This is a genomic window from Pseudomonas sp. GNP013, from assembly GCF_054343995.1.
Genome location: NZ_JBTGUT010000001.1, coordinates 371,848 through 392,385, shown reverse-complemented (window position 1 = coordinate 392,385; position 20,538 = coordinate 371,848). Strand labels below are relative to the sequence as shown.

Below are 20,538 nucleotides of genomic sequence, written 5' to 3'. Positions count from 1 at the left end.
CCCTAATGCCGTTCAGTTAAGGAAAATGTGTGGGCTTATTGTGGCGAGCGGGCTTGCCCCGCGTTGGGGTGCGAAGCGCCCCCATCAAGGAACATGCGGTGTACCTGACACTGCGCAGAGGATGGCTTTGGGGCTGCTGCGCAGCCCAACGCAGGACAAGCCTGCTCGCCACAGGGAGTCTGCGCTTAACTGAACGGCATTAGGGCAAGCCCGCTCGCCACGGAGGCTTGCGGCGGTGCTGAAAAATATCGTCGCCCCGTCTTCGCTGACAGAAGAGCTTTGATGCGTAAGGACTACCTGGCTTTTTTCATCTCGCTGTTTCTATCCAGGCTGGCCGATCAGATCCTGCTGTTCATCGTGCCGCTGGTGGTATTCCAGACCACCAACAGTGTCGCCTGGGCGGGGCTGGCCTTCTTCGTCGAATCGCTGCCGCGCTATCTCGCGTTTCCGTTGTGCGGCGCCCTGTGCGACAAGTACTCCCCGATAAAAATCCTGCATATCAGCCAGGTCTACCGGGCCTTGCTGTGTGTGCTGGCCGTGGCGCTCCACGCTTTTTTTGGCGGTATCACCTGGGTGGTGGTGCTGTCGGCGCTGTGCGGGGTGCTGACCACGCAAGGCATCATGGCGCGTGAAGTGTTGATGCCGCATATCTTCGGGCACTACAGCTATACCAAAACCCTGTCGTATTCCCAGATCGCCGACCAGACAGGCCTGGTCCTCGGCCCACTGCTGGCGGCACTGATGCTGGAGGTGTGGGCCTGGCACTGGGCAGTGCTGGGGGTCGCCGGGCTGTTTTTGCTGGCGGACCTGAGCATGCTCGCGTGGCAACGCCTGAGCCGCGTGACCCTGGAGGTTTTCGAGCAGCATCAGGGTATCTGGCTGCGACCTCTGCGAATCGCGTTCGCGCATATCCACCGTCTCACGGAGCTGAAAAAAGTCATCCTGCTGGCCGTAGGCGTGAACCTGATCGTCGGCGTCACCCTGGCCACCTCGGCGGCCATGGTGATCGGCCACTACCGCGCCGGCAAGGACAGCTATGCCGGGCTGCAGGCGGCGGGCGCGGTCACGACGATCGTGATCCTGTTTTTCCTCGCCCGAGTGGCACTGCCTCTGCGGCTGCTGGGCGGTGTCGGCTATTCGATGATCGCCATGGGGGCCTTGATCAGCGCGCTGAGCCCGAACCTCGGCGGCTATGTGCTGGGTTTCCTGTTGATTACAGGCTTCGACAAGATGTTCAACGTCTACCTGCGCACCCTCCGGCAACGGGTGATCCCGCCCCAGGACTTCGGCAAGACCGTGGGCGTGATCACCTTGCTGAACAACCTGTCGCAGCCTCTGGCAGGCCTGCTGGTGGCATTGCTTGCGGCGCCGCTGGGCACGCAATCGGTGATCCTGATGTTAGCCGTGCTGGCGACCTTGCTCGGGGTGGGCGTCTGGTGGTGGTTCGCCAAGACACAGCCAGGGAACGTTGGGCACCGATCCAAACCAGATGAAAATTAAACGGTGAGAGGGCCCATCTCACAGCGTTCTCACCCGCCTTTCACGCCGCCCCGACAATTCCCTGACTAGACTTCCTCCCATAAGCCGAGAAACGGCCAGGGAGTACGCCATGTGGCGGTATGCGGTGATGCTGGGCGCGGTGTTGTGGTTGTCGGGTTGCCAAACAACCCATCAGGATCTGCTGGCCAAGGGTTATCCACCGGCGTTTGCCGATGGCTTCGATGATGGCTGCAGCAGCGGACGCCAGGCAGCCGGGGTGATCAGCGGGGAGTTTCGCAAAAATGTCCCGCGCTACCTGAAAGAGCGGGAATACGCCGCAGGCTGGGAAGACGGCTTTCGCCAGTGCAAGGCCATGCGTGAACATGAAGAACTGCGTGACTACAGAGACAATCGCTGGGACTACCGCGAGCGTGCCTGGCAGCGGGAGAAAGACCGCGACGCCGCCAGGGCCTACCGCGCCCAATAGATCGCTCCCACGCAGAACGCGGGAACGATAGCGCGGCGCACAGGGCCCAACCTCCATTGAGGAGAATGTCATGAGCCGAGCTTTTGTAAACGAAGACAACGCCGCCGCCCAGGCTGATCAACCGGTGGAACGCCAGGTCAGCGAGCAGCCCAATCACCTCACCGCGTCCGGTTTGGCGCAGTTGCAGGCCAGGGTTACGCAGTTGCAGGCCGAGCACAGTGCCGAGACGGCCAGGGGCGAACAGGCGGATAAACAACGCCAGGCTGATCTCGAGCGGGATCTGCGCTACTTCAACCAGCGGGTACACAGCGCTCAGGTCGTTGCACCGGCCACGTCGACCGACAAGGTGCAGATTGGCAGTAGGGTCACCTTCGCCAACGAGCAGGACGAACAGCAGCGCATTCAACTGGTCGGGGAAGACCAGGCCGACGCCAACGCCGGTCTGATCAACTGGGGCTCTCCCCTGGGTCGCGCGCTGCTGGGTGCTCAGGTGGGCGACGAGGTCGTGTGGAAGCGGCCGGTCGGCGATCAGGTGATTGAAGTGTTGCGCATCGAGCCCGACGCTTAGCCCAAGCGGGTGCCGGCAGTTATACCCCTATCGGGAGCAAGCCCCCTCCCACAGGGAAATGCATTCCAGCTGTGGGAGGGGGCTTGCTCCCGATTAAGTCACCTCGGCATTCCTGAAAAAACGATCGAGTAGGAGGCGGGATTACTCCCGCCGTCCTCTCACACCACCGTACGTACGGTTCCGTATACGGCGGTTCAGGCTATGCGGTTGAGTCGGTTTATCGTATCCAGTATCGAGACCAGCCCGAGTTGATCCCAAAGTTTCTTCGGTAGCGCCTGATTCATGTGGGGCGCTCCCGAGTTCCACCATGGGCCTCGGCCATTGGACGCTGATGTGTAAGCGCGTCCTTCGTCGAGCCCTAGGCGCATCAGGTTGCGCGCCCTCGTCGAGGGCTGCTTCCATTGACGCCATACGGCGCAGCGAAGTTTGTGGCGCACCCAGCCATCAAGTTTATCCAGCGCTCGCTTGCCTTGGGTTAACTTGAAGTACCCAGCCCAACCGCGCAGTACGGGGTTTATCCGCTCGATGACATATGCCATCTTGCGGCCTCGCGCGCCGCGTAGCAGCTCTGCGAGTCGGTCGCGCAAGCGACCCAGACTCATCGTCGCCACCCTCAGTCTCGGCTGTTGATGCCAGCTCATCCCATAGCCCAAGTAATCACACACCCATGACCCAGCTACCCGGCTCTTTTCTCGATTCAGCGTCAGTCTCAAACGCTGCCTCAAGAACCGCTCGACGCCTGTCATCACTCGTTCACCCGCACGACGACTGCGCACATAAATGTTCGCATCGTCAGCGTAGCGTACGAAACGATGGCTTCGCCGTTCCAATTCACGATCGAGTTCGTTGAGCAGGATGTTCGACAGCAACGGCGAGAGCGGGCCGCCTTGCGGCGTCCCTTCCTGCCGGCGACTGGCGATCCCGCCTGACATCGATCCCGCTTCGAGATAACGCCGGATCAGCGTGAGCACACGCTTGTCTGCGATTTGACGCTCAACATAAGCCATCAAGACATCGTGGTTGACCCGATCAAAGAACTTCTCAAGATCGAGTTCCACGCACCAGCGGTAGCCTGCCGCCACATGGGCGCGGGCTGTTTCGATGGCTTGATGAGCGCTTCTGCCCGGACGAAAACCGTAGCTATGGTCCGAGAACAGAGGGTCGAAGATCGGTGTGAGCTGTTGCAGCAGAGCCTGTTGGATCAGGCGATCCACGACGCAGGGGATACCCAACTGGCGGGTGCCGCCTTTGGGTTTGGGGATTTCGACGGCGCGCGCACCTTGCGGGTGATACTCGCCAGCCAGCAACCGAGCTTTGAGGATCGGCCAATACTGTTTCACGTGGTCCGCTAATTGGTCGACCGTCATGCCATCGGCACCCGGTGCGCCCTTGTTGCTGACCACACGTTGATACGCACGTCTGAGGTTGGCAGGTGCAAGCACCCGTTCCATCAGCGTGTCCGGCTCCGCGTTCGTCCACGTCACAGACGCCGTCGGTACCTGTGCGCTGTCAGCCGTCATCCTCGGATTCTGTCCGGGACTCGGAGTAACAGTCTTCTCTGGGAGAAATTTCTGCATTTCGGTATTCAACGAGACTCTGACGCCTACTGGCGACATAACCTGTTCAGCCCTTGGTGACGTGGTTATTCGTCACTTACTACGGCCTCGGCTGACTTCTGCACGCTCATCCCGTCGCCTCGCGGCGCTCGGTAGCACAGTGGCAAACGCACAGATCTCCCAGGGTAATTCGCGCGACCTTCCTGCTTATGCCTGTCGGATCTACGTCACAGCTTTCCGTGCAAGTATTGGGCTTTGGCAATTCTGGCTACCTTACCCCGCTGCACCGCCTAATCCGCTTCCTGTTCGTCAGGCCAACAGTTTGCCTCGGGCTTCCTTCAGATTCGCAGTCACCCGCGACACCCTTGCCTCTGGCTAACACTTCCCCTTGCCGGGTGTGTAGAGGACTTTCACCTCCAAGTCACCAGCGTGGCCACCACAGCCAAACTGGTTGCGCTTCGCGCAACGCGCCATGCCTGGCGCACCAAAAAAAACGGAGCCCGAAGGCTCCGTTCTTACAAACAACCCGCCTGAATCAGGCCAGTTTCTTGTGCCGCACCCGGTGCGGCTGCGCCGCTGCATCGCCGAGGCGCTTTTTACGGTCCGCTTCGTACTCGGTGTAGTTGCCTTCGAAGAACACCGCTTGCGAGTCGTCTTCGTACGCCAGGATGTGAGTCGCGACGCGGTCAAGGAACCACCGATCGTGAGAGATCACAATGGCGGCGCCCGGGAAGTCCAGCAGGGCTTCTTCCAGGGAACGCAGGGTTTCAACGTCGAGGTCGTTGGACGGTTCGTCGAGCAGCAACACGTTGCCGCCTTCTTTCAGGGTCAGGGCCAGGTGCAGGCGACCGCGCTCACCACCGGACAGGTCCTTGACGAACTTCTGCTGGTCGCCGCCCTTGAAGTTGAAACGGCCCACATAAGTGCGCGACGGGATTTCATAGTTGCCGATGCGGATCTGGTCGGAACCGTCGGACACCTGCTGGAACACCGTCTTGCTGCCGTCGAGGTCGTCGCGGCTCTGATCGACACAGGCAAGCTGCACGGTTTCGCCGATCTCGATGCTGCCCGAATCCGGGGTTTCCTTGCCCATCAGCATGCGGAACAGGGTGGATTTACCCGCACCGTTACCGCCGATAACGCCGACGATTGCGCCTTTTGGCATGGAGAACGACAGGTTGTCGATCAGCACGCGGTCGCCGTAGCCTTTGGAAACGTTCTTGAACTCGATGACCTTGTCACCCAGGCGCGGGCCGGCCGGGATGTAGATCTCGTTGGTTTCGCTGCGCTTCTGGAATTCCTGCGACTGCATTTCTTCGAAGCGTTGCAGACGTGCCTTGGATTTGGACTGGCGGGCCTTGGCGCCTTTGCGCACCCATTCCAGTTCTTCCTTCATGGCCTTTTCGTGGGCCGATTGCTGCTTGGATTCGGCGGCCAGACGGTCGGACTTGGCTTCCAGCCAACCGGAGTAGTTGCCCTCGTAAGGGATACCGGCGCCACGGTCGAGCTCGAGGATCCAGCCGGCGACGTTGTCGAGGAAGTAACGGTCGTGCGTGATCGCAACCACGGTGCCCGGGAAATCGTGCAGGAAATGCTCCAGCCAGGCGACGGAATCGGCGTCCAGGTGGTTGGTCGGTTCGTCGAGCAGCAGCATGTCGGGGGCCGACAGCAGCAGGCGGCAGAGGGCCACGCGGCGTTTTTCACCACCGGAGAGGAATTCGACCTTGGCGTCCCATGCCGGCAGGCGCAGCGCGTCGGCGGCGACTTCCAGCTGGCGCTCCAGGTTGTGACCGTCGCTGGCCTGCAGGATGGCTTCGAGCTTGGCCTGTTCGGCGGCGAGCTTGTCGAAGTCGGCGTCTTCTTCTGCGTAAGCGGCGTAGACCTCGTCCAGGCGCGCCTGGGCGTTCTTGATCACGCTGACGGCCTCTTCGACCACTTCACGCACGGTCTTGGTCGGGTCCAGGATCGGCTCTTGCGGCAGGTAACCGATGTTCAGTTCCGGCATTGGGCGCGCTTCGCCTTCGAACTCGGTGTCGACGCCGGCCATGATTTTCAACAGGGTGGATTTACCCGAGCCGTTGAGGCCGAGCACGCCGATCTTGGCGCCGGGGAAGAAGGACAGCGAAATGTTTTTCAGGATTTCCCGCTTCGGCGGAACAACTTTTCCCAGCCGATGCATGGTGAAGACGTATTGAGCCATGGTGAACCTAGCGTCAGTGACTGATGAATTGAGCGGGCGAAGCCCGTGCCAGGCCATGCGCGGCGCGGGCCTTTGACTATGATCAATGCCAGCGAGCGGAAAAGCCTGAATGTCTGGGGCTGGAACGCCCCCGCGTAACCGGCAAAGCTACCTGAATGCGCCTGGTCAGTCCAGCCAGGCCAGGGCTGGCACTTTGCCACAAGTCAAGGCATGCTAGCCGCCCTCCGGGCGTCAGGCTTATAGTGCATGCCGCGCCAGTCCGCCAAACCGCAGGATCACAGCTTGTCCAACGTCACGCCGCCCTCGCCCCTGCGCGCCGCCCATCTGGCACCGGGAGCGCCCCTGCACGGCACCCTCAAAGGCGCATTGGCGACCCTTGTGCTGATGCTGCTCGCGCTGCTGTTCTGGCAGTTGCTTGACCAATTGCAGCAAAACCAGAAAAACCAGCAGCAATACACCATCGACTACAGCGCCGACCTGGCCGAGCAGATCAGCCTGAATATGGCCCTGAGCGCGAAAATCGCGTTGAACCTGCTGCCCATGGTCGAGCCCCCGCGTGACAACGAACAGCAACAAGCCCTGATGCGCAGCCTGCAACGCTCGCTGCCCGAGCTGCGCAGCCTCGCTCTGCTCGCCCCCAGCGGCGCGATCATCAGCGACAGCGCCACCGACAGCCAGGACAGCGCCTGGCTTGAAGAGCTGGTGCAACGCAGCCACGGCCAGTCCTATTACCTGAGCAACAACCACGACGGCAGCCTTATCTACCTGCTGCTGCACCAGCCCAGCGGCGGCTCGCGGATGTACTGGGCGCTGCGCCTGGCGCCCGACTACCTGACCAACCTCACCCGCCAGGACGGCCAGGGTCAGCGGCCGATGTGGGCCATCGAAAACCGCATCAACCATCAGGTGGTCAGCCGTGAAGGCGGTATGTCGGCGCAAGGGGTCAACAACCTGACCACCGACGAACTGAACAAAAGCGTGCTGATCACGCCGTTGAGCAAAAGCGACTGGCAGTTGCGCGGCCTGTTCGACCGTAGCGCGGTGCTTGAAGAACTGCTGCCGGCGTTTATCGGCAAATGCCTGCTGGGCCTGGCATTTTCGCTGATTCCGGTGATCGTGCTGCTGAACATGCGTCGGCGCCAACGCCAGGTGAATGAAGGCCGGCGCCGCTATCAGGATATTTTCGAAGGCACCGGCGTGGCCCTGTGCGTGCTCGACCTGTCGAGCCTCAAGGCGTTCTTCGACAAGGCACAGTTGCACAGTCGCGAGCAACTGCACGCCTGGCTGCGGGACAATCCCGAGGCGCGCGGGCAATTGCTCAAAGGGCTGCGGATCACCGAGGTCAACCAGGTGGCCGTGCGCCTATTGAATGTCAGCTCCTGCGATCAGGCCTGGGAGCGTCTGCTCGATGACTCACCGCACAACGCCACCTCGATTGGCTACCAGGTGCTCGAAGCGGTGCTGACCCAGCAAAAACAGCTGGAGCTGGAGATCCAGCTCAACGATGTCGCCGGCAACCCGCAATACCTGTGGCTGGTGATGCGCCTGCCGGAACAGTTGGACGACTTCAAGGCGGTGATCCTCAGCATCAATGACATCACCAGCCGCAAGCTGATCGAGTTGTCGCTGGTGGAACGCGAAAGCTTCTGGTCGGATGTGGTGCGCACCGTGCCGGACCACCTGTATGTGCAGGACGTGATCAGCCAGCGCATGATCTTCAGCAACCATCACCTCGGCCATACCCTGGGCTACAACAAGCCCGAACTTACGCAGATGGGCGAGTATTTCTGGGAGATCCTGCTGCACCCCGAAGACGCCGAGCATTATCAGGATCAGCGCCAGCAGCAGCGCGAGGTCGGCTATTCGACCCAGTTGCACTGCCAACTGCGCTTTCGCCATCGCAACAACCAATGGCGGCGTTTCGATATCCGCGAACAGGCCCTGGCCCGCGACAACAGCGCCCAGGTGACGCGCATCATTGGCGTGGCCAAAGACATTACCGACCAGATCGAAGCCAGCGAATCCCTGCGTGACAGCGAACAGCGCTACCGCATGCTGGCCGAGAGCATCAGCGACGTGATCTGCTCCACCGACAGCCAAATGGCCCTCAATTACATCAGCCCCTCGGTCAATGCGGTGCTGGGTTATGACGTGGAGTGGGTGTTCAAGCACGGCTGGCAATCGATCATCGCCAACCCGCAGCAACTGACCGGCATCAGCGCGCTGTTCGAACAGGTCAACCGCGCGGCGGGCGATCCGCGGGCGCTGGCGGCGCTGCGCGATGAAACCCACACGCAACTGTTCCTGTTCGACTGCCTGCGCGCCGATGGGCGCAAAGTGCCGATCGAGATGCGCCTGGTGCTGGTGTGGGACGAACACGGCGCCTTCGAGGGCATCCTCGGCGTGGGCCGCGATATCAGCCAGCAACGCCGCGCCGAGAAAGACCTGCGCATGGCGGCCACGGTATTCGAACATTCCACCTCGGCGATCCTGATCACCGACCCGGCCGGTTATATCGTGCAGGCCAACGAGGCGTTCAGCCGGGTCAGCGGCTATGCGGTGACGGATGTGCTCGACCAGTTGCCGAACATGCTCACCGTGGATGAACAACAGGAAGCCCACCTGCGCTACGTGCTCAAGCAGTTGCACCAGCACAGCACCTGGGAAGGCGAAGTGTGGCTCAAGCGGCGCAACGGTGAGCATTATCCGGCCTGGGTAGGGATTACCGCCGTGTTCGACGACGAAGGCGACCTGGCCAGCTATGTGTGCTTTTTCAGCGATATCAGCGAACGCAAGGCCAGCGAACAGCGCATCCACCGCCTGGCGTATTACGACGCCCTGACCCACCTGCCCAACCGCACGCTGTTTCAGGACCGCCTGCACACCGCGCTGCAGTCGGCCGAGCGGCAGAAGTCGTGGGTGGTGCTGATGTTCCTCGACCTCGACCGTTTCAAGCCGATCAACGACTCGCTCGGGCATGCCGCCGGCGACCGCATGCTCAAGGAAATGGCCACGCGCCTGCTGGGCTGCGTGGCCGAGGACGATACCGTGGCGCGCATGGGCGGCGACGAGTTCACCTTGCTCCTGCAACCGAGGGGCAGTCGCGAACTGGCGCTGAACCGGGCGATCAATGTGGCCGAGCAAATCCTCGCCAGCCTGGTCAAACCCTTTGTGCTCGAGGGCCGCGAGTTCTTCGTGACCGCCAGTATCGGCATTGCCTTGAGCCCGCAGGACGGCAATGAGCTGAGCCAGTTGATGAAAAATGCCGACACCGCGATGTATCACGCCAAGGAACGTGGCAAGAACAACTTCCAGTTCTACCAGGCCGACATGAACGCCAGCGCCCTGGAGCGCCTGGAGTTGGAAAGCGACCTGCGCCATGCACTGGAGCAGGACGAGTTCGTGCTTTATTACCAGCCGCAGTTCAGCGGCGACGGCAAACGCCTGACCGGCGCCGAGGCGCTGCTGCGCTGGCGTCACCCGCGCCGTGGGCTGGTGCCGCCGGGAGACTTCATTCCGGTGCTGGAAGAGCTGGGGCTAGTGGTGGACGTGGGCGACTGGGTGCTCAGCGAGGCCTGTCGCCAGTTGAAAACCTGGCACCAGAACAAGGTGCGCGTGCCGAAAGTCTCGGTGAACATCTCGGCGCGGCAGTTCTCCGATGGCCAGTTGGGCACGCGCATCGCCACCATCCTCAAGGACACCGGCCTGCCGCCGGCGTGCCTGGAGCTGGAGCTGACCGAAAGCATCCTGATGCGCGAGGTCAACGAAGCCATGCAGATCCTCGCCAGCCTGAAAAACCTGGGCCTGAGCATTGCGGTGGACGATTTCGGCACCGGCTATTCTTCGCTCAATTACCTCAAGCAGTTCCCCATCGACGTGCTGAAGATCGACCGCACCTTCGTCGACGGCCTGCCGTCCGGCGAGCAGGACGCGCAGATTGCCCGCGCCATTATCGCCATGGCCCACAGCCTGAACCTGGCGGTGATCGCCGAAGGCGTGGAGACCCACGAGCAGTTGGACTTCCTCCGGGAGCACGGTTGCGACGAGGTGCAGGGGTATCTGTTTGGACGGCCGATGCCGGCGAACCGGTTCGAGGCGCAGTTCAGCAATGAGGCGCTGTTCCTGTTCGACTGAACGCTTACCTGTAGCGAGCGGGCTTGTCGTGGCGAGCGGGCTTGCCCCGCGTTGGGCTGCGTAGCAGACCCAAAACCTGACTTATGTTTCTATCTGAAAAAACGCGTCGACTGTCTCAGGGCCGCTTCGCGCCCCAACGCGGGGCAAGCCCGCTCGCCACAACAAGCTCGCTCGCCACAGCATGCCAGCTCGCCACAGCAATCCCGCTCGCCAAAAGGCACCCCTTGCCCCTAAGTGAATCCCGCTTGTCCGCGACATGATGTCCTTTCATATGCCATCCAAAACCCGTTGGGTTAGAATGCCCTCCTTTTCTGCCCCCGATCCTTGAGGACTGCCATGTTCAGCCGTGATTTGACTATTGCCAAGTACGACGCCGATCTCTTCGCCGCCATGGAGCAAGAAGCCGTGCGCCAGGAAGAGCACATCGAGCTGATCGCTTCGGAAAACTACACCAGCCCTGCGGTGATGGAAGCTCAAGGTTCGGTACTGACCAACAAGTACGCCGAAGGCTACCCGGGCAAGCGCTACTACGGTGGCTGCGAATACGTCGACGTGGTTGAGCAGCTTGCCATCGACCGCGCCAAGGAACTGTTCGGCGCCGATTACGCCAACGTCCAGCCACACGCCGGTTCCCAGGCCAACAGCGCGGTGTACCTGGCCCTGCTGCAAGGCGGCGACACCATCCTGGGCATGAGCCTGGCCCACGGCGGTCACCTGACCCACGGCGCCAGCGTGTCCTCCTCCGGCAAGCTGTACAACGCCGTTCAATACGGTATCGACGCCAACGGCTTGATCGACTACGACGAAGTCGAGCGCCTGGCCGTTGAGCACAAGCCGAAAATGATCGTGGCCGGCTTCTCTGCCTACTCGCAGATCCTCGACTTCCCGCGCTTCCGCGCCATCGCCGACAAGGTCGGTGCTTACCTGTTCGTCGACATGGCCCACGTGGCCGGTCTGGTCGCCGCTGGCGTCTACCCGAACCCGGTGCCTTACGCTGACGTGGTCACCACCACCACCCACAAAACCCTGCGCGGTCCACGTGGCGGCCTGATCCTGGCGCGCGCCAATGCCGAGATCGAGAAGAAGCTGAACTCCGCGGTATTCCCGGGCGCCCAGGGCGGCCCGCTGGAGCACGTGATCGCGGCCAAGGCGATCTGCTTCAAGGAAGCCTTGCAGCCTGAGTTCAAGACCTACCAGCAGCAAGTGGTGAAAAACGCCAAGGCCATGGCCGGCGTGTTCATCGAGCGTGGTTTTGACGTGGTGTCCGGCGGTACCGAGAACCACCTGTTCCTGCTGTCGCTGATCAAGCAGGACATTTCCGGCAAGGACGCTGACGCTGCGCTGGGCAAAGCCTTCATCACCGTGAACAAGAACTCCGTGCCGAACGACCCACGTTCGCCGTTCGTCACCTCCGGCCTGCGCTTCGGCACCCCGGCAGTGACCACCCGTGGCTTCAAGGAAGCAGAGTGCAAGGAACTGGCCGGCTGGATCTGCGACATCCTGGCTGACCTGAACAACGAAGCAGTGATTGATTCTGTTCGTGAGAAGGTCAAGGCCATCTGCAAGAAGCTGCCGGTGTACGGCGCCTGATTGCAGTTGCTTGAACAAGAAGCCCGGCTCTAGAGCCGGGCTTTTTTATGCCAATTGTCCCGTCCTGAATAAGGTTTACACCTTCTGACCTTTCTTCAGGAGGACTCAATGGATACGGGAAAAAGGCGCAGCCAACGCGATTACACGCTAGCTTTTAAATTGTCGGTCGTAGACCAAGTCGAAAAAGGCGAGTTGAGTTATAAAGAGGCTCAACGGCGCTTTGGCATTCAGGGCCGGTCCACGGTACTGGTTTGGCTACGCAAGCATGGCCGACAGGACTGGAGCCAAGGCGCCTCAATCCGAGCGCCGCGGAGCAGGCCGATGACCGACCCCAACCTCCCGCTGACACCCGAGCAGCGGATTAAAGAGCTTGAAGAACAGTTGGCGCTGAGCAATCAAAAGGCCCAGTTCTTTGAAGCTGTCGTGAACGTCTTGAAAAATGATTACGGTGTGTCCATCGTAAAAAAGCGACCCGGCAAGTCCTCTCGCAAGGGCAAATCCAAGACCTGAGCATTACCAGGGCTTGCCTGTTCATGGGAATTTCGCGCCAAGCGTATTACAAACGTAACCGAGCCGTTGATGCGAGAGCTCACCAAGACCAGCAAGTAGTGGACTTTGTTCTGGAAAAGCGGCGTCGCCAGCCGAGGTTAGGCACGCGCAAGCTGCATTATCTGATGAGCACTGAGGCTGAAGCGCAGGTAATTGTTGGTCGAGACCGTCTTTTTTCCATCTTGCGCGAAGCGCGAGAGCTGGTTCCTCGAAAGCGTGCTTATCATAAAACTACGCATAGCCATCATCGGTTCCGCCGCCATCCCAACCTGCTCAAAGCAGGCCCGGAACAAGTTGTCGCTGGCAGGCCCGAGCAGGTTTGGGTTGCAGATATTACCTATCTGCCCACGCGGGAAAGTGTTGTTTACGTCAGCCTGATAACAGACGCGTACTCACGCAAGATCGTGGGTCATCATGTGCATGACAGCCTGCATACGGAGTCGGTGGTCAAAGCATTGCAGAAAGCTGTTAGCCAGCGAAAATCCAAGCAATCGCTGATCCATCACTCGGATCGCGGGGCCCAATACTGCTCCGACCTGTACCAGCAAATGCACGCCAAGCATGGGATCAAGTGCTCAATGACGGACGGCTACGATTGCTATCAGAACGCGATGGCAGAGCGGGTAAACGGGATTTTGAAAACTGAGTTTTTGCTGCACCGGCCCAAAGATTTGGCGGATGCCGTAAAAATGGTGGATGAGTCGGTGCTGATCTACAACGGGGAGCGGCCGCACTTATCCCTGAAATACAAAACGCCCGATGCGGTGCATCAGGCGTTTTTAGACTGAAACAGGTGTAAACCTATTTCAGGACTAGACAAATTCCAAATTTGAAATACATTTGATTGCATTTCAAGTCAGTCAGGTCAGGGTTGGTAGACCCGCGCAAAGCCTTCGCGGATTTTGTCTTCCGGCAACTCATCGGCAATAAACACAATCACACTTTCCCGCGCCTCGCCCTCGGCCCATTCGGTATCCCAATCGAAGCCGTACAACTTCAGCACGCCCTGGAACACCATGCGCCGGTCTTCCCCGGTAATGTTGAGCACGCCCTTGTAGCGCAGCAGTTGCTTGCCGTGGTCTTCGAGCAGCTCGTTCATGAACTCACTGAGCCGGTCGATATCCAGCGGCTGATCGGTGCGCAGCACCAGGCTGGAAATACGATCGATGGACGGCGCCTTGCTTACCGGGCGCAGGCTCATGCCGGCGTTGAGATTGAAACCGCGCACATCGAGCAATTCGGCCAGGTCGATGTTGCCGTGGTCCACCACGCGAATCGGCGCGCGCCGGTTGATGCGGGTCAGGCGCTCGCTGAGGGCGTCGAACGTGGCGTCGTCCACCAGGTCACGCTTGCTCACCAGCAGGCGGTCGGCAAAGCCGATCTGCGCCTGGGCAATGGTCTGGGTCAGGTGGTGCTCGGCGTGGGCCGCGTCCACCAGGGTGATGATCCCGTCGAGGATGTAGCGCTCGCGCAAGTCCTCGTCGATGAAGAAGGTCTGGGCCACGGGCGCGGGGTCGGCAAGGCCGGTGCACTCGATCACCAGGCGGTCGAAGGCGATCTCGCCACTGTCCAGACGTTCGAGCAGCAGGTAGAGGGCTTTGGTCAGGTCGGTGTGAATGGTGCAGCACACGCAGCCGTTGGACAGGGTCATGACTTGCACGGGTTCGGCGCCCAACAGCTGGGTATCGATGCCGGCATCGCTGAATTCGTTTTCGATCACGGCGATTTTAAGACCGTGCTCGGCCTTGAGCAGGTGGCGCAGCAAGGTGGTCTTGCCGGCGCCGAGGAAACCGCTGAGAACGGTTACCGGAATGGGAGAGGACAAAGACAGTTCTCCTTATAACTGAAGGAACATAAAACAAATGTGGGAGGGGGCTTGCTCCCGATAGCAGTGTGTCAGGCACTTGTGTATCACTGACACACCGCTATCGGGAGCAAGCCCCCTCCCACAAGGGATCACCGCCATCCCGAGGTTATCGGGCTAGCAGCACTTGGGCCCACCCTTGCCGCCGTATCGCGCCTCCTGGCGTTCACGGAAGAACGCCTTGTAGTCCATCATCGGCTTGTCCGGGTGTTTGGTTTGCATATGCTCGACGTAGGTGTCGTAGTCGGGCATGCCGACCATCAGGCGTGCGGCCTGACCGAGGTATTTACCGAGGCGACTGATGTCATTGAACATGTTTGCAATCCTCGGTTATGCGTCCGGTACGGCCTGGAATGGCGCTTCTTTATCCGTACGTTCCTTGTTGCCCCAGGCCGCTACGCCAACCTTGAGCGCATAGAACAGGATGCTGAACACCACGAACAGGAACAGCACCGTCAGCGTTGCGTTGGTGTAGGCGTTCCAGATCACGTGCTGCATCTGGTCGACGCTCTTCGCCGGCGCGAGGATCTGACCATTGGCCAGGGCATCGCTGTACTTCTTCGCCAGGGACAGGAAACCGATTGCAGGGTTGGCGTCGAACAGCTTGATGAAGCCTGCGGTGGTGGTGCAGATCAGCAGCCATATCGCCGGCACCATGGTCACCCAGATGTAGCGTTGGCGTTTCATTTTGATCAGCACCACGGTGGCGAGCATCAGCGCGATACCGGCCAGCATCTGGTTGGAGATACCGAACAGCGGCCACAAGGTGTTGATGCCACCCAACGGGTCGATCACGCCCTGGTACAGCAGGTAGCCCCACATCGCCACGCAGCCTGCGGTGGCGATCAGGTTGGCGGTCCAGGATTCGGTGCGTTTGAGCGCCGGCACGAAGGAGCCCAGCAGGTCCTGCAGCATGAAGCGCCCGGCACGGGTGCCGGCGTCCACTGCGGTCAGGATGAACAGCGCTTCGAACAGGATCGCAAAGTGGTACCAGAACGCCATGGTGTTTTCACCCGGCAGCACACTGTGCAGGATCTGCGCGATCCCCACGGCCAGGGTCGGTGCACCGCCGGCACGCGCCAGGATGGTGGTTTCACCGATGTCATGGGCCACGGCCGACAACGCTTCGGGGGTGATTGCAAAACCCCAGCTGCTGACGGTCTGCGCCACGGTCACCACGTCGGTGCCGACAATCGCGGCCGGGCTGTTCATGGCGAAGTACACGCCCGGCTCGATCACCGACGCGGCAACCATCGCCATGATGGCCACGAACGACTCCATCAGCATGCCGCCGTACCCGATGTAACGGGCGTGGCTTTCGCTGGCGAGCAGCTTGGGCGTGGTGCCCGAGGAAATCAGCGCGTGGAACCCCGAAACCGCGCCACAGGCGATGGTGATGAACAGGAACGGGAACAGACCGCCCTTCCACACCGGGCCGGTGCCGTCGATGAACTGGGTGAGTGCCGGCATTTTCAGGTCGGGCATGGTCACCAGGATGCCGATGGCCAGCGCAATGATGGTGCCGATCTTGAGGAACGTGGACAGGTAGTCACGTGGCGCGAGGATCAGCCACACCGGCAGCACCGCTGCCACAAACCCGTAGCCGATCAGCATCCAGGTGATCTGGATACCGGTAAAGGTAAAGGCCTTGGCCCAGACCGGGTCGGCGGCAATCTGCCCGCCCAGCCAGATCGAACCGAGCAGCAACAGCACGCCGATGATCGAGATCTCGCCGATACGGCCGGGGCGGATGTAGCGCATGTAGATGCCCATGAACATCGCAATCGGGATGGTCGCCATCACCGTGAAGATGCCCCACGGGCTCTCGGCCAGGGCCTTGACCACGATCAGCGCCAGCACCGCGAGGATGATGATCATGATCAGGAAGCAACCGAACAGCGCGATAGTGCCGGGAATGCGGCCCATCTCTTCGCGCACCATGTCGCCCAGAGAGCGGCCGTTACGGCGGGTGGACAGGAACAGGACCATGAAGTCCTGCACCGCACCGGCCAGTACCACGCCGGCAATCAGCCACAGTGTGCCGGGCAGATAGCCCATCTGCGCCGCCAGCACCGGGCCGACCAACGGGCCTGCACCGGCAATCGCCGCAAAGTGGTGCCCGAAGAGGATGTGTTTGTTGGTCGGCACATAGTCCAGACCGTCGTTGTTGACCACTGCGGGCGTGGCCCGACGTGGATCGAGTTGCATCACGTTGTTAGCGATGAACAGACTGTAATAACGGTACGCGACCAGATAGATGGCCACGGCCGCGACCACAATCCACAAGGCGTTGATCGCCTCGCCGCGGCGCAAGGCCACTACGCCCAGGGCGCATGCTCCTACAACTGCCAGCACCAGCCAGGGCAGGTGGCGTAGCAGGCTATTATTATTTTTCATTTTTATATTCCAGCCAGGGTGGACAGAAAGACAGCCATTCGGAGTTTAGCGCTCCTTGCCCTAAAGGCCACCCCCCACGTTGGTCTAGAGCCTTGCGATGGCAAAAAAATGCAGGCATTGCCGAAAAATCGGCAGCCACCCCAGATTGTTTTACTGTGTGGCTGATTACTCGAACAAGGCATCCAGCGCCTGCTCCAGGCGTGTCACCCCGATAATCTGTATGCCCGGCGGCGATTCCTTCGGTGCGTTGCCCTTGGGCACGATCGCCCGCTTGAAGCCATGCTTGGCCGCCTCCTTCAAGCGCTCCTGCCCACTGGGCACCGGCCGCACTTCGCCCGACAGGCCAACCTCGCCAAACACCAGCAAGTCATGGGGCAACGGCCGGTTGCGCAGGCTGGACATCACCGCCGCCATCAAGGCCAGGTCGGAAGCGGTCTCCAGCACCTTGACCCCGCCCACCACGTTGAGGAACACGTCCTGGTCGTGGGTGGGGATACCGCCGTGACGGTGCAGCACCGCGAGCAGCATTGCCAGACGGTTCTGGTCCAGGCCGAGGGTGACACGGCGCGGGTTGGCCAGGTGACTGTCGTCCACCAGTGCCTGCACTTCCACCAGCATCGGCCGGGTGCCTTCCCAGGTTGCCATGACCACGCTGCCCGGGACTTCCTCCTGGGCGCGCGTGAGAAAAATCGCCGAGGGATTGGAGACTTCCTTGAGCCCGCGGTCTGTCATGGCGAACACGCCCAATTCGTTGACGGCGCCGAAGCGGTTCTTCACCGCCCGCAGCAGACGCAGGCGGCCGTCGGACTCCCCTTCGAAATACAGCACGGTATCGACCATGTGTTCCAACACCCGCGGCCCGGCCAATGCGCCCTCCTTGGTCACATGGCCCACCAGGAAGATCGCCGTGCCGCTCTGCTTGGCATAGCGCACCAGCAGCGCCGCGCTCTCGCGCACCTGGGACACGCCGCCCGGCGCCGATTGCAGTTGTTCGGTAAAAATCGTCTGGATCGAGTCGATCACCATCACCTTGGGCTTTTCGATACGGGCGGTGGCGATGATGCTTTCGATGCAGGTTTCGGTCATCACCCGCAGTTGGTCCTGGGGCAGACCGAGACGGCGGGCGCGCATGGCCACTTGCTGCTGGGATTCCTCACCGGTGACGTACAGCGCCGGCATGCGGCTGGCGATGCTGCACAGGGTTTGCAACAGGATCGTCGATTTACCGATGCCGGGGTCGCCGCCGATCAGCACCACCGAACCGTCCACCAGCCCGCCGCCGAGGACGCGGTCGAGCTCACCGGAGGCGGTGGAGAAACGCGGAATCTCTTCGACGCTGACTTCGGCCAGGGTCTTGATCTGCGCCTGCTGCCCGGTCCAGCCGGCCCGACCGGTGGGGGCCGCAGCGCCGCCGCTCTCGATCATGGTTTCCGTAAGGGTGTTCCACGCACCGCACTCGGTGCACTGGCCGGCCCACTTGGGAAAGGTCGCGCCGCACTCGGTGCAGCCGTACATGCGCTTGGCCTTTGCCATTTGAGAACCTCCAACCGAAAAACCGCGATGATAGCTCAGCGCGAGGCCGGGGTCCGGATTTCACCGCTGGCCAAGCGTGCCGCGCTGTTGCCGACCGGGTCCTGCGCATTGAGATCGGCGCCCTTGGCCTTCAGCGCGTCGAGCAGTTCGACGCGCTTGAACAGCCCGGCGTACATCGCCGCCGTCTGCCCGGCGCCATTGCGCTGGTCGGGGTTGCAGTCGGTGGCCAGCAGGCGCTGGGCGATTTTCAGCTCGCCTTTGAAGATCGCCCCCATCAGCGCGGTGTTGCCGCGTTTGTCCTGCACACAGGCATCGGCACCGGCCGCCAGCAGGCGCTCAACGTAGGCGCTTTCGCCGTGATAGGCGGCGAGGATCAACGCGGTGTAGCCCTTGTCGTCCTGGGTGTTGAGCGCGTAGCCCGACTCGATGAAGGTGTTGAGCATGTCGAGATCGCCACGGCGGGCGGCGTCGAAGTAATAGTCCTGAAGCTGCGCCTTGAGCGCGACCGGGTCAGGCGATTCGGCATGGGCGCCAAAGGCCAGCATGGCAATCAGTAAACCGATGGAAATACGCATAGTGTTCTCCAAAGGGTCGGCGCCCTGGGGGCGCCGACCACAGCCTGCGGGTCAGTCTTTGAGTTTTTCCGCCAGCGCCTTCACGCGGGCCAGGTCACCCTTGGCGACCTTGGTCACGCCGGTGCCGTACTCCGGGTCCGCCTTGTAGAGGAACGAGAGGATGATGTGCTTGCTCTCGTCATCGGTAGTGGCCAGCGAGCCACCGAAGTTGTCGATCAGGTCCTGGCGCTCTTTGGGGGTGTAGGAGCGATACAGGTCGCCGGCCTGCTTGAAGTTCTGCTCGCGCTGGATCTTCGCCTGCTGGGTGCTGCCGGTCAGGGCCGACTGGCTGTAACGTGCGGCTTGCGGCTCTTCGCGATTTTCCAGACGGCTTGGCTGGTAGTTCACGCCGCTGGTGGTTTTGCCGCTGTTGAGGGTGCCGTCCTGATTACCGTTGTTGACGGTTACGCGTGGCGCGTTGATCGGCAATTGCAAGGCGTTGGCGCCCAGGCGGTACATCTGGGTGTCGGCATAGGAGAACACCCGACCTTGCAGCAGACGGTCTTCCGAAGGCTCGATGCCCGGCACCAGGTTGGCCGGGGCCATGGCCACCTGCTCGGTTTCCTGGAAGACGTTCGCCGGGTTGCGGTTCAGCACCATTTGCCCAACTTTGCGCTCGGGTACGTTTGGCCAGATCTTGGTGGCGTCCAGCGGGTCGAAATCGAACTTGGCCAGGTCTTCAGGCTTGAGCACCTGCACATACAAGTCCCACTTGGGGAAGTCGCCCTTGTTGATATGGGTGACCAGGTCATTGGTCATATGGCTGTAATCACGCCCCTGCACCTGGGTGACTTGCTCGGGATCAAGGTTCTTGATGCCTTGCAGGCTCTTCCAGTGGAACTTGACGTAGTGCACTTCGCCTTTGGCGTTAATCAGTTTGTAGGCATGTACGCCGTTGCCGTCCATCTCACGGTAACTGGCCGGCGTGCCCGAGTCGGAGTACAGCTCGGTCAATGTCCGGGTGGACTCCGGTACATGGGAGAAGAAGTCGAAACGACGGGAGTCATCATCCAGGTTGGTACGCGGATCGGGTTTGAACGCGTGGACCATGTCCGGGAACTTGATAGCATCGCGAATAAAGAAGGTCGGGAAGTTATTCCCGACCAGGTCCCAGTTGCCTTCGGCGGTATAGAACTTGGTGGCGAAACCGCGTGGATCACGCAGGGTTTCCGGCGAATGGTTGCCGTGCACCACGGCCGAGAAACGTACGAACACCGGAGTGGCTTCGCCGGCGGCGAAGACCTTGGCCTTGGTCAGGTCGCTGAGGTTGTCGGTGACGGTAAAGGTGCCGTGGGCGCCAGTGCCACGCGCGTGCACCACCCGCTCCGGGATGCGTTCGCGGTCAAAGCGCTGCAGTTTCTGGATAAGCTGCACGTCTTGCAGCAGGACCGGGCCATTGGGGCCGGCGGTCTGGGAGTTCTGGTTGTCGCCGACGGCGGCACCGTTGTCACGGGTGAGGTTGGCGGCCTGTACGGACAGCGAGAGCAGGCTGGCGGTGGCCAGCAGCAAGGCATGTCGCGCCAGTATGGGCCCACGGTTCGTTGAAATATTCATCGAGGTTTCCTCT

The 20,538-nt window shown here is 61.2% G+C and carries 14 protein-coding genes; 6 read left to right on the top strand and 8 right to left on the bottom strand.

Annotated elements, in window-relative coordinates; all coding sequences use genetic code 11:
• Positions 1-282: 282 nt before the first annotated feature.
• The 3 genes from ACXX81_RS01840 (at position 283) to ACXX81_RS01830 (ending at position 2,534) form a co-directional block, all read left to right on the top strand.
• Positions 283-1,500: an MFS transporter gene (locus tag ACXX81_RS01840; RefSeq protein ID WP_458571118.1), complete on the top strand. Its 1,218-nt coding sequence runs from the start codon at positions 283-285 to the stop codon at positions 1,498-1,500.
• A 109-nt stretch (positions 1,501-1,609) separates the two neighbouring features.
• A complete protein-coding gene (locus ACXX81_RS01835; RefSeq protein WP_209984993.1) occupies positions 1,610-1,966 on the top strand; it encodes a hypothetical protein in 357 nt (118 codons plus the stop codon).
• Positions 1,967-2,036: 70 nt separating this feature from the next.
• Complete coding sequence (locus tag ACXX81_RS01830) at positions 2,037-2,534, top strand: GreA/GreB family elongation factor (protein WP_322214559.1); 498 nt, start codon at positions 2,037-2,039, stop codon at positions 2,532-2,534.
• 194 nt (positions 2,535-2,728) lie between these two features.
• On the opposite strand, the gene ltrA is transcribed toward ACXX81_RS01830, so the two are convergent.
• Both ltrA and ettA read right to left on the bottom strand, forming a co-directional pair.
• Entirely contained in the window at positions 2,729-4,150 is a 1,422-nt protein-coding gene (gene ltrA / locus ACXX81_RS01825) for a group II intron reverse transcriptase/maturase (protein ID WP_231423851.1), read from the bottom strand.
• Positions 4,151-4,625: 475 nt separating this feature from the next.
• Positions 4,626-6,290 carry an energy-dependent translational throttle protein EttA gene (gene ettA / locus ACXX81_RS01820; protein WP_057008686.1) on the bottom strand — a complete coding sequence of 555 codons (1,665 nt, stop codon included), beginning with the start codon at positions 6,288-6,290 and terminating at the stop codon, positions 4,626-4,628.
• A gap of 282 nt (positions 6,291-6,572) precedes the next feature.
• Between ettA and ACXX81_RS01815 the strand changes: the two genes are divergently transcribed.
• The 3 genes from ACXX81_RS01815 to ACXX81_RS01805 all read left to right on the top strand — a co-directional run bounded on the left by ACXX81_RS01815 (position 6,573) and on the right by ACXX81_RS01805 (position 13,351).
• A complete protein-coding gene (locus tag ACXX81_RS01815) occupies positions 6,573-10,424 on the top strand; it encodes a sensor domain-containing protein (RefSeq protein WP_458572560.1) in 3,852 nt (1,283 codons plus the stop codon).
• Positions 10,425-10,760: 336 nt separating this feature from the next.
• On the top strand, positions 10,761-12,014 hold the full coding sequence (gene glyA / locus ACXX81_RS01810; protein WP_057008684.1) for a serine hydroxymethyltransferase: 1,254 nt from the start codon (positions 10,761-10,763) through the stop codon (positions 12,012-12,014).
• A gap of 108 nt (positions 12,015-12,122) precedes the next feature.
• Positions 12,123-13,351 (top strand): IS3 family transposase gene (locus tag ACXX81_RS01805; protein ID WP_458571117.1). Its coding sequence is split into 2 segments (ribosomal slippage): positions 12,123-12,474 and positions 12,474-13,351, totalling 1,230 coding nucleotides; the frame shifts between segments, so codons are not numbered across the junction.
• A 77-nt stretch (positions 13,352-13,428) separates the two neighbouring features.
• Here the strand turns inward: ACXX81_RS01805 and yjiA are convergent.
• The 6 genes from yjiA to katB all read right to left on the bottom strand — a co-directional run bounded on the left by yjiA (position 13,429) and on the right by katB (position 20,525).
• Positions 13,429-14,388: a GTPase gene (gene yjiA / locus ACXX81_RS01800; RefSeq protein ID WP_209985006.1), complete on the bottom strand. Its 960-nt coding sequence runs from the start codon at positions 14,386-14,388 to the stop codon at positions 13,429-13,431.
• A gap of 156 nt (positions 14,389-14,544) precedes the next feature.
• Entirely contained in the window at positions 14,545-14,742 is a 198-nt protein-coding gene (locus ACXX81_RS01795; protein ID WP_003176208.1) for a YbdD/YjiX family protein, read from the bottom strand.
• Between the two features lie 15 nt (positions 14,743-14,757).
• Positions 14,758-16,824: a carbon starvation CstA family protein gene (locus tag ACXX81_RS01790; protein ID WP_057008682.1), complete on the bottom strand. Its 2,067-nt coding sequence runs from the start codon at positions 16,822-16,824 to the stop codon at positions 14,758-14,760.
• Between the two features lie 165 nt (positions 16,825-16,989).
• On the bottom strand, positions 16,990-18,357 hold the full coding sequence (gene radA / locus ACXX81_RS01785; RefSeq protein WP_003235145.1) for a DNA repair protein RadA: 1,368 nt from the start codon (positions 18,355-18,357) through the stop codon (positions 16,990-16,992).
• A gap of 35 nt (positions 18,358-18,392) precedes the next feature.
• Positions 18,393-18,932, bottom strand: coding sequence for an ankyrin repeat domain-containing protein (locus ACXX81_RS01780; protein ID WP_209985009.1), 540 nt, complete (start codon positions 18,930-18,932; stop codon positions 18,393-18,395).
• A 51-nt stretch (positions 18,933-18,983) separates the two neighbouring features.
• On the bottom strand, positions 18,984-20,525 hold the full coding sequence (katB, locus tag ACXX81_RS01775; RefSeq protein ID WP_231422600.1) for a catalase KatB: 1,542 nt from the start codon (positions 20,523-20,525) through the stop codon (positions 18,984-18,986).
• Positions 20,526-20,538: the final 13 nt, after the last annotated feature.